10 protein-coding genes are annotated in these 13641 nt (G+C 59.1%); 7 read left to right on the forward strand and 3 right to left on the reverse strand.

The features are described from left to right. The first annotated feature begins 387 nt into the window (after positions 1–387). The gene (locus BCS36_RS10425; protein ID WP_291302829.1) at positions 388–1752 is read left to right on the forward strand and encodes a sensor domain-containing diguanylate cyclase; all 1365 of its coding nucleotides are present in this window, start codon (positions 388–390) and stop codon (positions 1750–1752) included. 461 nt (positions 1753–2213) lie between these two features. On the opposite strand, the gene speA is transcribed toward BCS36_RS10425, so the two are convergent. After that, positions 2214–4130, reverse strand: a complete 1917-nt coding sequence (gene speA, locus BCS36_RS10430; protein WP_291302830.1) for a biosynthetic arginine decarboxylase — start codon at positions 4128–4130, stop codon at positions 2214–2216. Positions 4131–4396: 266 nt separating this feature from the next. Between speA and BCS36_RS10435 the strand changes: the two genes are divergently transcribed. Beyond that, positions 4397–5563, forward strand: coding sequence for an efflux RND transporter periplasmic adaptor subunit (locus BCS36_RS10435; protein ID WP_291302831.1), 1167 nt, complete (start codon positions 4397–4399; stop codon positions 5561–5563). Between the two features lie 483 nt (positions 5564–6046). Here the strand turns inward: BCS36_RS10435 and BCS36_RS10440 are convergent, their stop codons facing one another. Then, positions 6047–6682 carry a YigZ family protein gene (locus BCS36_RS10440; protein WP_291302832.1) on the reverse strand — a complete coding sequence of 212 codons (636 nt, stop codon included), beginning with the start codon at positions 6680–6682 and terminating at the stop codon, positions 6047–6049. After that, positions 6679–7311, reverse strand: coding sequence for a cupin domain-containing protein (locus BCS36_RS10445; protein WP_291302833.1), 633 nt, complete (start codon positions 7309–7311; stop codon positions 6679–6681). Before BCS36_RS10445 ends, BCS36_RS10440 begins: the two co-directional genes overlap by 4 nt. Positions 7312–8051: 740 nt before the next feature. On the opposite strand from BCS36_RS10445, the gene BCS36_RS10450 reads away from it, so the two are divergent. The 5 genes from BCS36_RS10450 to proC all read left to right on the forward strand — a co-directional run bounded on the left by BCS36_RS10450 (position 8052) and on the right by proC (position 13502). After that, complete coding sequence (locus BCS36_RS10450; protein WP_291302834.1) at positions 8052–8555, forward strand: rubrerythrin family protein; 504 nt, start codon at positions 8052–8054, stop codon at positions 8553–8555. A 461-nt stretch (positions 8556–9016) separates the two neighbouring features. Beyond that, positions 9017–10372 carry a S41 family peptidase gene (locus tag BCS36_RS10455; RefSeq protein ID WP_291302835.1) on the forward strand — a complete coding sequence of 452 codons (1356 nt, stop codon included), beginning with the start codon at positions 9017–9019 and terminating at the stop codon, positions 10370–10372. Between the two features lie 23 nt (positions 10373–10395). Then, positions 10396–11994: a divergent polysaccharide deacetylase family protein gene (locus tag BCS36_RS10460; protein WP_291302836.1), complete on the forward strand. Its 1599-nt coding sequence runs from the start codon at positions 10396–10398 to the stop codon at positions 11992–11994. 254 nt (positions 11995–12248) lie between these two features. Further along, entirely contained in the window at positions 12249–12668 is a 420-nt protein-coding gene (gene ndk / locus BCS36_RS10465; protein ID WP_291302837.1) for a nucleoside-diphosphate kinase, read from the forward strand. 3 nt (positions 12669–12671) lie between these two features. Further along, positions 12672–13502: a pyrroline-5-carboxylate reductase gene (gene proC / locus BCS36_RS10470; RefSeq protein WP_291302838.1), complete on the forward strand. Its 831-nt coding sequence runs from the start codon at positions 12672–12674 to the stop codon at positions 13500–13502. Positions 13503–13641: the final 139 nt, after the last annotated feature.

Genomic DNA, 13641 nt, shown 5'->3' on the forward strand with positions numbered 1-13641 from the left:
TTCCCTGGCAAGGTGTGCATAGCCCATACGCCCCTCAATCTTTGGTTGGATGGAGAGGCTAAAGGGCTATACCACCTTGCCTTTTCATTCAACTTTGAGGGTGTTGCACTTGCAAGTTGAATCCGCCTCCATATAATGCCGCTCTCATGATTTGGGCAGCCGTAGCGCGCCCATGCTGACCAGCAGCGTATGCCACTGTCACTACCTGCACGCTGCAATTTCGCGCAAGCAAAAACAGCGATGCCAAACACCGCCATATCTGACTGAGAACTGAGGCATCTCACATGGCACAATAAGCGCGATAGCGGCCCTCTACTGTCAAATTGCATCTGGCAAAGATTGCAGGGGGCAACGTGAAGTCATTTCCGGCAGCATATGGAGGCTTGCATGCGCAGATGTTTGAAAGACTGTCGGCATTTTTTCGTGGCGCTTGCAATTTCACTGTCGCTCACCTTGCTGGGAGCAGGGTTTCTTGTGCAGCGCAACGCGCAGATGCGTATCGCTGAACTCGAAAGCGTATTTACGTTGCAAAGAGATAAACTGACAAGCATCCTGACAAAATATTTCTATAAAACACAGACTCTTGCTGCCATTTCCATTACGAACAGAGGAAAAATAGAGAGTTTTGAGCAGGTGGCGGCCGCGCTTCTTGACGACCCGTGTATTCAGGCCCTTGTTCTGGCTCCCAACGGAATAGTGAGCCATGTATTTCCCATGCAGGGCAACGAAATGCTGCTGGGTAAGGACATACTGACCTACTCTTTCGGCAGTTGGGAGGCAATACGACAGGCCAGACACAGCAGCCATATGGTCATGGCGGGCCCCGTACCCATCATAACAGGCGGCATGGGGCTGATGGGCCGATTGTCGGTCTATACCACCGGCAAGAACAAGGTCAGGCAGTTCTGGGGGATTGTTTCCATAGCGCTCAATTTTCCTGAAGTACTGAAAGCTGCGGAGTTGAGGCTGCTTGACGAACTGGGTCTGCCCTACGAAATCTGGCGCGAAAGCCCGTACGACGGCACCCGTCAGGTACTCGCCATAGGGGCCAGCCATGAATCCAGGGGCGCACCCTACCTGGAAATGCCTGTGCACATACTCAACGCCAAGTGGTTTTTCAAGCTTGCTGCAAAAAGGGCATGGTACCAGCTTACGGAAACATGGCTTTACGTTGGCTTCAGCATACTGCTCAGCCTGCTGGTTTCCATGCTGGTGCAGCGCAGATACGACATGGCTCTGGCGCATCGCCGCCTGGAAGAGATTGTGTACATCGACGCCCTGACGGGGTGTTTCAACAGGCGCGGGCTCTTTAACGATCTTGGCCAGCGGATCGAAACCGCCCCTGAAAAAAAATTCAGCCTGTACTATCTGGATCTGAATAAATTCAAGCCAATTAACGACAATTACGGCCACAAGGCCGGGGACAGGGTATTGCAGCATTTTGCGGCCACCATGCGCAAATACGCTCCCAAACCTCACGCCCTTGCCCGTATAGGCGGTGACGAATTCATACTCATACTGCCGGGAGAAAATGACGAGGCCCGAACGCGGGAGGCTCTGGAAAATGCGCGCCGTGAATTGGCAAAGGGCTTGCCCGGCGAGGGTATCCCCGTTGCCATTACCTTCAGCGTAGGCATGGCCATTTACCCCGACCACGGAACGGATCTGGACGCGCTGCTTTCACGGGCTGACCAGGCCATGTACAGGGACAAGCAGTCACACGGCAGCGTACGCAATACGCCCCGTGGCTAGCAGGCGTACATGACGCATGAGGTCAGATTAACGCTGCAATGCTGCCCAGCGCACCGTTCACGCAGCTGAAAAGCGTAATTTTCGGCTGAATCCACGGCATGTTTCATCACGCTGTATTCTGTGCTGCACGAGAGCATGAAACCGTTTTCAAAGGTAAAAGGTTCAAAAACAGGCGGCGGGCCAATGCCCGCCGCCTGTTTTTATTCGCTGTACGTTCGCCTGCTCTGTTGCCTGCCGTAACGGGCATATTTTAGCGCAGATTAACTTTGAGATGCTTCACATTTCACAGCTTTCATTCAGCCGAAAAGTGCGATTTACGGCTAAATCCACGCCTGGTTGCGGCGCGTTGCGCTTTCGCGCAGCGGTAAAGCAGTTACACTTTTTCAAAGGTAAAGTGCTTCTAATAAGGAGTGCCTCATTCTCAAAGGCGCTCCCGCTACCGGAGCGTTTTTTCGCAGCGGCTACCTTTCAAAATAGGTATAGCCGCGCAAACCGTCTTCAAAGGCCTGCATGATGGAGAACCTGTCGCTGGGCGAGATACGGCCCTGCCGCACGGCCTGCTCGGCAGTGTCGCGCAGGTCTTCAAGGATGCGACGCGGGTCATATTCCACATAGCTCAGAATGTCCGCCACAGAGTCGCCGCGAATTTCGCGCACATACTCATAGCTTCCGTCATCGGCCACGCGGATGGACACGACGTTGGTGTCGCCCATGAGGTTATGCAGGTCGCCAAGGGTTTCCTGATAAGCGCCCACAAGAAAAACGCCGAGATAATATTCCTCGCCGTCACGCAGGGGATGCAGCTCCAGCGTGGGCTTCATGCCCTGCGGGTCAATGAACTGGTCGATGCGGCCGTCCGAATCGCAGGTAATGTCTGAAATAATGGCGTGCCGCGCGGGGAATTCCTTGAGCCTGTGGATGGGCATGACCGGGAAAAGCTGGTCAATGGCCCAGGTGTCGGGCAAGGACTGGAACACGCTGAAGTTGCCGTAGTAGATGTCGGCCAGGCTCACATCAATATCGGCCAGATCGCGGGGCACGTTCTTGAGCCGGGTTTTTTCCTGGGCGATACGCATCATGATGGCCCAGAAAAAACGCTCGGCCAACGTCCGCTGGCGCAGGTTCGCGCGGCCCATTGAGAAAAGCTGCCGCATTTCGTCACGGTAGTAGATGGCGTCGTTATAGCATTCCTGCAAGTTACGCAGGCTGATGTTGGCCAGCGTTTCGCGCAGGTTTTGCACAGGTTCGGGCGTGCCTTCGGGCAGAACGTCGGGCAGCTGCACCTCTTCGATAATGCTCACGTCCAGCACGTTGAACAGCAGCACCGAATAATAGGCCACAGTGGCGCGCCCCGATTCGGTGATAATATGCGGATGGGGCACATTTGCCTCATCCAGCGTGCTCATGATGGCTTCAACCACGTCTGTGCAGTATTCGTCCAGACTGTAGTTGCGCGAAGAAATATAGTTGGTGTGCGAACCGTCATAGTCAACGGCGAGGCCGCCGCCAAGGTCAAGGTAGCCCATGGGCGCGCCCTCTTCCATAAGCCCCGCGTAAAGACGCGCGCCTTCCATAACGCCAGTACGGATGTCACGGATGTTGGAAACCTGCGAACCCAGGTGGTAGTGCAGCAGCTTGAAGCAATCAAGCATGTCGTGCGCCTTGAGCGTATCCACCACGTCCACGATCTGGGCGGGAGAAAGGCCGAAGGTGGAACGTTCGCCGCCGGAATCCGTCCAGTGCCCGCCAGCCTTTACGGCCAGCTTGGCGCGCACGCCGATGTTGGGCCGCACGCCAAGGACCTTGCTGCGCTCAAGCAGCACGCCGAGTTCGCTGGGCATTTCAAGCACGAAAAAGACGTTGAAGCCCAGGCGCAGAGCCTGAAGCCCCAGATCCATGAATTCCTCATCCTTGTACCCGTTGCAGATAATGCAGGCCTCGCGGTCCTGCATCAGCGACACGGCGGCGATAAGTTCGGCCTTGGAGCCGACCTCAAGCCCGTGGTGGTACTGCGCCCCGAACTGGGCGATTTTTTCCACCACCTGCTGCTGCTGGTTAACCTTGATGGGAAAAACACCGCGATAGGCCCCGGTATAACTGAGATTCTTGATGGCTTTGCGAAAACTCTCGTGAATATTCGCTATGCGCGAGTCCAAAATATTTTCCACGCGCAAAAGCACGGGCATGTCGTGGCCCCTGTCCCGCAGGCCGGATATGATCTCCGGTATTGAAACCTGCGGCCCCTTGGGACCCTGCGGGCAAATAACCACTTCGCCCGCATCGGAAACGTCAAAATATCCGGCACCCCAATTGCGGATACCGTACAGTTCGATGGAATCCTCCACCCGCCACTGCTGCAATGCGCGGTTTTTTGCCAACTCGCACTCCTTATATCGCCCTGTGGGCGAAGGTTAAAATCCTGCTGCAAAAAAAGAGGCGTAATTATGCCGGGAAGGGGGTGAAAGTCAATGTTGACGAACAGGCCCAAATAGGCCGTTCCGGAGGCCTCTATTCGCTTGACGCCGGGCGGCCCTTGCTTCAACCTGTCCGCATGGCCATACCCGCTTTTGGTTCAGGCCCCCTGAGGGAGCCCTGCGTTGTGCTGTCCGCATATTCCCTGCCATGCTTTTTTAAGGATATATCCATGACGCCCTTTGACAACCGTCTGCCGACGCCATTTTTTTCCTGTACCGGCCTTGCGGGGCGTCTGCGGCGAGCCCCCCTCCCGCGGGCGCTGCTGCTGGCTCTGACCATTGCGCTGCTTCCCGCCCTGAACGGCTGCTTTGGCAACGACCAGAAAGCTTCCGGGCCGCCCCCGGCGCCTGTGCGCACGGCTGCTGTGGCCCGTGCCGATGTGCCCCGCCTGCTGCATGTGGTGGGCAACGTACGGGCATCGGCCTCTGTGGGCGTCAGGCCGCGCGTGGCGGGCGAAATACAGCAGGTTCACTTCACGGAAGGGCAGGACGTGCAGGAAGGGCAACCTCTTGTCACCATCGACCCGCGCCCTTTCGAGGCAGTGCTGCGTGAAAAGCGCGGCATGCTGGCCAAATCGCAGGCTCAGCTCAACAAGGCCCTGGACGACATGGCCCGCTACGGAAAGCTCGTGGGCGGCGGCTATGTGAGCCGCGAAGCTTATGAACAGACCGCCACACAGGCCGCAGCGCTGCGCGCCACGGTGCAGTCTGACAAGGCTGCCGAGGAAAGCGCCGCTCTTGACCTTGCCTACTGCACAGTGGTGGCCCCCATAAGCGGGCGCGTTGGAGCGCTCAATGTGGACAGGGGCAACATGATAAAATCCACCGACGCAGCGCCCATTGTGACCATCGACACCCTTTCGCCCATCTATGTGGGTTTTTCCGTGCCGGAGGCCCATCTGCCCGTCATACTGGACCGCATGGCCAGCGGAAGCGTCACCGTTACCGCCACGCCAACGGGCGCGCAGCCAGAATACGGGCTGCTGACCCTCATCGACAATACTGTGGACACGCGCACCGGCACCATCCGCCTGCGGGCCACATTTGAAAACGCCGACCGCCATCTGTGGCCAGGCCAGTTCGTGCAGGTGGAACTGCCCCTTGGCATGGGGGAACAGGTGCTCACCGTGCCCTCGCGCGCCGTGCAGTCTGGCCGGGACGAATCCTATGTGTACGCTGTGGACAAGGACAACCGCGCGGCCTACCGCACGGTGAAGGCCCTGTTTGAGCACAAGGGGGTCACCGTTGTGGAAGGGTCATTGGCCGAAGGCGAGCTGGTGGTCGTGGACGGTCAGGTGCGCCTTGCCCCTGGTCTGCCGGTAAAAGTGGTGGAATAAACGCGACGCCCCACCGGACGACGTTTGCGCGCAGGCAGCTACAACGCCGCTTGCGGCGCATTACGCGCAGGTATGCAGCAATGCTGACCTTCACGGCAGTCGCACCAAGGTATGTAGCTGTATTTGGTTATGCAATTGTGGCAAATTTGCGATCTTTGCATGGCGACAGCGATTGCACGAAAAGGGCCGTGTCGTTACGCATCCTGATTATTTTGCGCGGTTTTTTTGCCGCAAGGCTTGAAGCATACGCAGATCTTGCGGCAACGGCTGAAACAACACGCGCCTTCACGTCGGGCGTCGTTTCACATGGCCGCCATGCCAGTTACAAAGTGACACGCTGGTCTGCCTGTAAACACCGTGCGTGCCGTCTTGCAACATGCGCAACAGCCTGTCGCTCCTGCGCAGACAGAACAACCACGCGCGGCATATTATCTCGGCATATTGTCTTAATGTATTGCCGCTGAGCCTCGCCCCCAATGCGGCTCAGGCGTCTTCCGCTTCAATGTGCTGGCAGAGGGCCGAGCCGTTGCTCAGTCCTGCCAGGGCAAGCTCGAACTGCGCCAGATGTTCTTCAGGCAGCAGCAGCGTAAAATGGGCCTGGGCCGCATAATCCTCGGCCGCAGTCTGCGCCTCAAACGTTGGCAACAGGCGGCGCAGGGCGTCCACATGGGCGTATTCCACCGTGAGGGCCAGACAGGCCTTCGGCACACGCTCCACCAGGGGAAGGGAAGACAGATTTTCGCGCACGCTGTCCTGATAGGCGCGCACAAGGCCGCCAGTGCCGAGCTTGACCCCCCCGAACCAGCGACTCACCACCACGCACAACTCCCCCACGCCGCTGTGCAGCACCACCTGCAACATGGGCCGACCAGCCGTGCCGTGGGGTTCGCCATCGTCAGAAGAGCCTATCTGGGCCGTATGCCCCGGCGCTCCCGCAGCGTAAGCCCAGCAGTTATGGGTGGCGTCCGCGTGACGCCTGCGAATTTCATCAACAAAGGCGCGTGCGGCGGCTGGGCCCGGCGTGTGGGCGCAAAGAGCAAGAAAGCGGCTGCGGCGGATGATCATTTCCGTGCAGTGCGGCTGGTCCGCGCTGGCGGCAGGAACGGCGTAGCGGCTCATGCCCCGTGCCCCCCCTTACAGCACCGCAACGGCGCATCTTCATGGCCGCTTTCGTCATGTTGCGCATGTTGCGGCAAATCCGGAACCAGGACGTTTACCAGGCCGTCTGTCAAAGTGTTTGCCGGGGCGTCTGACGGGCAGAATTCGCGAATACAGTCAAGCGCCAGGGGAAAACGCCGCTCCAGTTCGTGACGTCGGGCCAGGCGCAGATCGGTGAAATCAAAACCGGGAGCGACCGTACAGCCCACCAGTGAAAACCCGGAACCGGCCGCTGGCGTTGCCCCGAACCACTGGCCGCCGGGCACTGCGAACTGCAAGGTATGCCCGTTGAGAATATCCGTCCCCAGAATGACCTCGCGGGCCCGGCCCTCACGGTCTATCCAGACCAGCCGTAACGGCCCGCCAAGGTGAAAATGCCACAACTCGTCCTGGCGTATGCGGTGCAGGCGCGAGTACTGCCCTTCCCGCAGCAGAAAAAGTATGGCTGTCGATACGGGCCGGGGCTGCTCGAACCCGCAGGGCATGCCCTGCGTCGTCAGCATCTGCCCGCACTGATAGGTACGGCGGTAATACCCCCCTTCAGGGTGGGGGGTAAGAGCAAGCTTTTCAATAATATTGCGGGCGTCCATACGGACAGTGTAACCGCAGCCGGGGGCTTAGGCAACGGCGGCAGCGTCATGACTGCGTCAGGGGCGGGCCTGCCAGATGGCAGACGGCGCGACGGCGTATGCCGTGTCAGCCGGCGTGACCACAGGCCTGATAATATGGCAGACAAGGAAGCGACCGTGGAAACGTGCGCTCCACGAATGCGCGCGCTTTAGATTCAGCAGGATATGGAAGCATGTGCTGGCCGGAGGCACGCGCCCGCACGCTTGGGGAATTCGGGCCATTTGCAGCTTCAAAGTCAATCCACTGCTCACGCGCCCGCACGCCTGAGGATTTGGCCTTGAGAGGGCGAAGCATCCCATAATCGGGCGCCCTTCGCGGGACTGATGATCCAACCGCACAAGGGCAACAAGCAGACGCGCGCCCACGTCCCCAACGCCAGAGATTCGACACAAGATGAGGAGCAGTGTATCCTTGAAAACATACACCGCCAAAGTTTCAAAACGCGAATTTCCGCGTGTAACTTTTTGGATATACTGCGCTTACCCCCTCACAACGAGCGCCTGTTCCCACAGCCGGCAGATCAGCTCCCGAACATGAAATTGCACTTAAAGAATAATTATTTTATGTAGATATCAGCATTTGCGCACAGCGCTGGTAAAATTATTATAAAAAGGCTTTACAAGCACCGGGCTATTGGTTAAATAGGAATCGTTCTCGATAAAACCAAACACAATAAAAAACACACTGCAAGGAGTGAAAAATGAGCAAGACTCAGGAAAATCTCATGACGGCTTTTGCCGGTGAATCCCAGGCCAACCGTAAATATCTTGCCTTCGCCCAGACTGCCGAAAAAGAAGGCCTGCAACAGGTTGCCAAGCTTTTCCGCGCCGCTGCCGCCGCCGAAACCATCCACGCCCACGCGCATCTGCGCAATGCGGGCAAAATCGGCGACACTGTGGCCAACCTCAAGTCGGCCATCGAAGGTGAAACCTATGAATTCACCAAGATGTATCCCGACATGATCAAGGACGCGCAGGAAGAAGGCAAAACCGCCATTGCCAAGTATTTCGACTTTGTGAACACTGTCGAAGAAGTGCACGCCACCCTGTACAAAAAGGCCCTTGAAAATCCCGCTGGTCTGCCCGCGACCGACTACTACATCTGTAAGGTCTGCGGCTACACCCATGAAGGCCCCTGTGACGCCTGCCCCGTGTGCGGCGCTGGCACGGCTGCCTTTTTCAACGCCAGCGAGTGCTGCAAGTAAGACAATTCGAACAGTAATTGCTCCAGGCAGCTGATACGCTGACAAAGGGCGCGCCAGTGCAGCCCAACCACGTAAACAGCGATTGGCCGAGAGGGAGCAACCACACAAGATTTCAGGCGAAAAGCCGGGCGTAACGCCCCCTGACCGCCACCAGTAAATCCGATGTGTTCAAGGCTATCAAAGGGGGCGGGGGCTGCTGGCAAATGCTGGCGGCCCTCTTTCAATTTGCGCAAGGTTCTTCCTCTCTTGTCAGTCCGGGCGCAGGCAGGCTTGCCATGCGGTAATGCCAGCCTTTTGGTTTGCCTTTTTCATCAAAAAAGTTCAGTATGGACTGATGTTCGCCGGTTTGGGCACAATTGCCCTGTTCCGGCGTCACGGGGCGCGCGCCCATTTTTCTGCGCCGAGGACCGCCATGTTGCGGTGCCCCTTACGTCCATTCAGTCTGTGTGGAGAACGTCAATATGCGTCTTCTTTTCCGTTCATATGTACTTGGTTTTACACTGCTCCTCGGTGCTGCTCTGGCGTGCCAGGGCATAGCGTACAGCGCCGAAGCCAAGGAACCTGCCAAGGAACCGGCCAAAGAGCAGGCCAAGGATGCTCCCAGTAAGTTTGATGCCCTCAAGCGCTTCAGCCAGGTACTTGACCTGGTGGAGCGTTATTATGTTCGCGACGTGACGCAGGGCGACCTGATCAACGGTGCCGTCAAGGGTATGCTGCAAGGGCTTGACCCCCACTCCACCTTCATGAACACCGATGAATACAAAGAAATGCAGGAGACCACCTCCGGCGAGTTCTTTGGCGTGGGCATAGAAATATCACAGGAAAACGGCCAGATCACCGTGGTGACCCCCATTGAAGACACCCCGGCCTTCCGTGCAGGCCTGCAATCGGGCGACATCATTCTGTCCATCAACGGCCAACCAGCCCAGGAACTGTCCCTTCAGGAAGTGGTGTCGCGCATCCGCGGCCCCAAGGGTTCGGAAGTTGAGCTGGTCATTCTGCACCACGAATCCAAAAATCCGCAAACCGTGCGGATCACGCGTGACGCCATCCCCCTTATCAGCGTCAAGTCCAAAAAGCTGGAAGACGGCTACTATTGGCTGCGGCTCACGCGCTTCTCCGAACGCACCACTGACGAGCTGAAAGAAGCCCTCAAGGCCGCTGAAAAAGAAAGCAAGGCCAGTGGCGGCATCAAGGGCATCGTGCTCGACCTGCGCAACAACCCCGGCGGGCTGCTGGATCAGGCCGTGAGCGTGTCGGACGTCTTCCTTGACAAGGGAACCATCGTTTCCATCAAGGGCCGCCGCGAGAACACCGAGCGCGTGTACACTGCCAAAAAGCAGGGCGACGACGTGCGCGTTCCCCTGGTGGTTCTCATCAACGCGGGTTCCGCCTCTGCCTCTGAAATCGTGGCTGGCGCGCTGCGCGACCAGAAGCGCGCCCTCATTGTGGGCGAACGCTCCTTCGGCAAGGGTTCTGTGCAGAACATCATTCCCCTGGCTGACGGCTCCGGCCTCAAGCTTACGGTGGCCCTTTACTACACGCCCAACGGCAGCTCCATTCAGGCCGAAGGCATCGTGCCTGACCTGGAAATTCCCTTTGAAGCGCCCCGCACCGAAGACAAGGATAACCCGCGCATGATGCTGCGCGAGCAGGACCTGAACCGCCACCTTGAAACCAAACCGGACAAGAAGGCGGCCAAGGGCAAAAATACGGCCAATGACGCGCAGGAACAGCTTGCGCGTGACAATCAGCTGCGCATGGGCCTGCAGATGGTCAAGAGCCTGCCCAAGATGCGTGAAATCAAGGCAGATTGACGCCGGGCGTCACCTGACAGCACATGCGGCATAAAAGTGATACGGAAAGCCTCCAGACTGGCCCATTGTGGCCGGGCGGGAGGCTTTCCGCATCTGTGCGCATGGCTCTGGGCGGGGGGATCTGGCTGGCGGCCAGTCTGGCCCTTGCCCTGTGGGTTGGGCATGGCGAGCCTGACCCCTTTGTCGGGGATCAGTCCGCAGCAATGACGGACGCCGCCAGCGACCCGATGACCGCCCCTTCGGGCCCAAAACCCCTGCCAGACAGAGACGCCGCCAGTGCTCAGGACAGACTGGATGCTCTGGACAAAGTGGTGGAAGAAGTTTTGCCGCAAACGCTGCCTGCCGCCCGATGGCGGCGGGAACTTGTGTCTCCCCCTTTTGGGGGTGCCCCTCACGGCGATTATGGCGACGGCCCCTACGGCGGCCTTGGCAGCACTACTGACCTCAAGGGTATGGCGAAAAACGCGCGGATTGGCGGCAGCGCCTCCTCCGGCGCGCCCTCTGGTGCGTCGGGACAGGCAGCCGAGCTTCCCGCTGCCGCCAGCCCGGAAGCTCCGGCGGTTCGCGTCTATACAGTGACAGGCCCGTGCGCCCCGCTGCGCCTTGGCCTGGGGCTGCTGGACAAGCTGGCCCGGCCAGACGCCAGGGTTCTGGCGGAAAGAAAAAAGCTCGCGGCTGAAGAGGCCGCCCTTGGCGGCCTGCATGGCAAAAACGCTCCCAGCGCCAAAGGCGGCGCTGCCCTGGCCGACAGAGAAACTGGTTTGCCTGATCCAGACCTTGCTGATGGCAAAATCCGCATCGCCTGGACGGATGCGGGAAGTCTGGACATATATGATAATGGCCTTCTCACGCACCGGTTCCTTTTTCCGGGGCGCGAGGCGCAACTGGCTGATCTGGCAATACCTCTGCCCCGGCCCGCCCTTGCGCTGGTTATTGATGATATGGGCCAAAGCCTGAGCGCTGCGGAAGCCCTGGCCGCCCTGCCCTATCCTGTGACCCTGGCCATATGGCCGCGCGCGCCGCACGCGCGTGCAACGGCGGATGTGGCCGCACAACGGCGGCTCGACGTCATGGCCCATGTGCCTATGGAACCGTTGGCCAGAGCGGACGGCAAACGCCCGCAACCCGGGCCGGGGGCTTTGCGTACTGAGATGGAACCCGGCCAGATCAGGGCTGCCCTGAAGGACAATCTTTCAGCCCTGCCGTCGGCCATCGGCCTGAACAACCATATGGGATCAGCCTTCACTGGCAGTGCGGCCTCCTGCCGCCGCCTGTGCGCCTGGCTTGAAGGTACGGGCTTTTTTGTGCTGGACAGCCTCACTACCCCGGATTCACAATTGAATGTGCAGGCACGGGCTTTGGGCATGGCAAGCGCCGTGCGGGATGTCTTTCTTGACACAAGCCGCCAGACGCCCGCCATCCTGTCCGCACTGGACCAGGCGGCGGCAAAGGCCCGCGCCAGAGGCTACGCGGTGGCCATCGGCCACCCCTATGAAGAGACCCTGCGCGCCCTGCGAACCTGGCAGGACAAGGAACAAGTTGCCCTTGTGCCCTTGCGGCGGCTCGTCTGGCGCCTCGCGCAGGAAAGGGCTGCCGGTTCAGCAGAAAAATTTGCAAGGTAGCCGCGCTAAAGGTCGTCACGCCACAAGCCAGGGACAATGTTTTCTGCCTCTGGCGCGTCCGCGCGTGCCGGGCCTTTGCTCATGTGGCCGCCCGGGCATCCTCACTATGACGATGCCCTGAGCGCCGACTGTAAACAAATTTGCCCGCCGCTGGCTCCGATGGGGAGCCGTACCGGACGGGCAGCGCGCCGCAAGGGGCGCGCCGGGGCGTATGCGGCGCCCCGCCTTCATCCTATCAGATTAAGGAGTGTGTCATGATGCAATCCACCTTTGCCATTATCAAACCCGATGCCGTTGCAAGCCAGTTCACCGGCGAAATACTGGCGGCTATGGAAGCGTCCGGGCTCAAGATCGTGGCCCTCAAAAGGTTGCATCTTTCCAAGGCTCAGGCCGCCGGTTTCTACGCCGTCCATCGTGAACGTCCCTTTTTCGACAGCCTGACGGACTATATGTCCTCCGGCCCCCTGGTTTGCGTGGTGCTGCGCGGTGAAGATGCTGTGCCCCGCTGGCGGGCCCTCATGGGCGCCACCAATCCCGCGCAGGCCGAATCCGGAACCATCCGCGCCAAGTACGGCCAGAGCATTGAGGCCAACGCCGTGCATGGTTCGGACGCTCAGGAAACCGCCGCCTTTGAAATAGGCTATTTCTTCAGTGGCCTGGAAATTTCGGAGTAAATCATGACAATGCGCATAGGCTGTGTGGGTTGCGGCAATATGGGTGGAGCCATTCTGGCCGGGTTGGCCCGCAGTGCGGGCCGTAACCAGGACCAGGCAGACGCTTACGCGTTGTGCGGCTACAACCGCACAGCCTCGCGCATGCGTCCGCTTGAAGAGGCAGGGGTACGGGTCATGACAAGTCCCCTTGCCGTGGCTGAAAATGCGGACATCATTATTCTGGCGGTCAAGCCGTACCAGATGCGGGAAGTGGTGCAGCAACTGCGCCCCGCGCTTGACGCAAACAAGGTTCTTGTGTCCGTGGCTGCGGGCATCACCAGCGGCAGCCTTGCCCAATGGGCCGAAAACGCCTGCCCCGTGGTGCGCTGCATGCCCAATACTCCAGCCTTGGTGGGCATGGGCGTATTCGCCCTGTGCCTTGAGGACCCCAAACTCTCCCAGGGCTGCAAGCAAAGCCTTTTGCAGGTCTTCGGCACTCTGGGGCAGTGCGTTGAACTGGCTGAAGAAAAGTTCACGGCCTTTTCCGCGCTCATTGGCGCGGGCCCGGCCTATGTGTTTGCCATGATGCAGGGGCTTGTGCAGGCCGGAGTCACGCTGGGCTTCACTCACGCCCAGTCACGGCAGATGGTCACGTCCCTTTTTGCCGGTTCGGCCCGCATGGCGGAGCAGGATGCCTCTCCCCTCGGTCAACTGCGGGACAACGTCTGCTCGCCCGGCGGCCTGACCATTGCCGGAGTGAATGTGCTGGACCGCGCGGGCCTCACCGGCCTTCTGGTTGACGCCGTGCTGGCCGCTGACGCCCGTGGGGCAGAGATGGAACGCAAGGGCGGTTAGAGTCATTTAGCGTTGGAATTGAAATGCTTTGTGGGGGAAGGACCCTTTTGCAAAAGGGTCCCTCCCCCACACCCCCACTTCCTAAAACTCTTATTGTGGTTACGTATGCCACAAGGGGTTTTCTGGTTTGAAGGGGGAT

Source organism: Desulfovibrio sp. MES5 (assembly GCF_002237645.1).
GTDB lineage: Bacteria > Desulfobacterota > Desulfovibrionia > Desulfovibrionales > Desulfovibrionaceae > Desulfovibrio.

Bases quoted from the DNA above. Each gene is read 5' to 3' on its own strand.
- BCS36_RS10425 (WP_291302829.1), top strand. From the start codon at position 388: ATGCGCAGATGTTTGAAAGACTGTCGGCATTTTTTCGTGGCGCTTGCA.
- BCS36_RS10435 (WP_291302831.1), top strand. From the start codon at position 4,397: ATGACGCCCTTTGACAACCGTCTGCCGACGCCATTTTTTTCCTGTACC.
- BCS36_RS10440 (WP_291302832.1), bottom strand. From the start codon at position 6,682: ATGAGCCGCTACGCCGTTCCTGCCGCCAGCGCGGACCAGCCGCACTGC.
- BCS36_RS10445 (WP_291302833.1), bottom strand. From the start codon at position 7,311: ATGGACGCCCGCAATATTATTGAAAAGCTTGCTCTTACCCCCCACCCT.
- BCS36_RS10450 (WP_291302834.1), top strand. From the start codon at position 8,052: ATGAGCAAGACTCAGGAAAATCTCATGACGGCTTTTGCCGGTGAATCC.
- BCS36_RS10455 (WP_291302835.1), top strand. From the start codon at position 9,017: ATGCGTCTTCTTTTCCGTTCATATGTACTTGGTTTTACACTGCTCCTC.
- BCS36_RS10460 (WP_291302836.1), top strand. From the start codon at position 10,396: ATGCGGCATAAAAGTGATACGGAAAGCCTCCAGACTGGCCCATTGTGG.
- ndk (WP_291302837.1), top strand. From the start codon at position 12,249: ATGATGCAATCCACCTTTGCCATTATCAAACCCGATGCCGTTGCAAGC.
- proC (WP_291302838.1), top strand. From the start codon at position 12,672: ATGACAATGCGCATAGGCTGTGTGGGTTGCGGCAATATGGGTGGAGCC.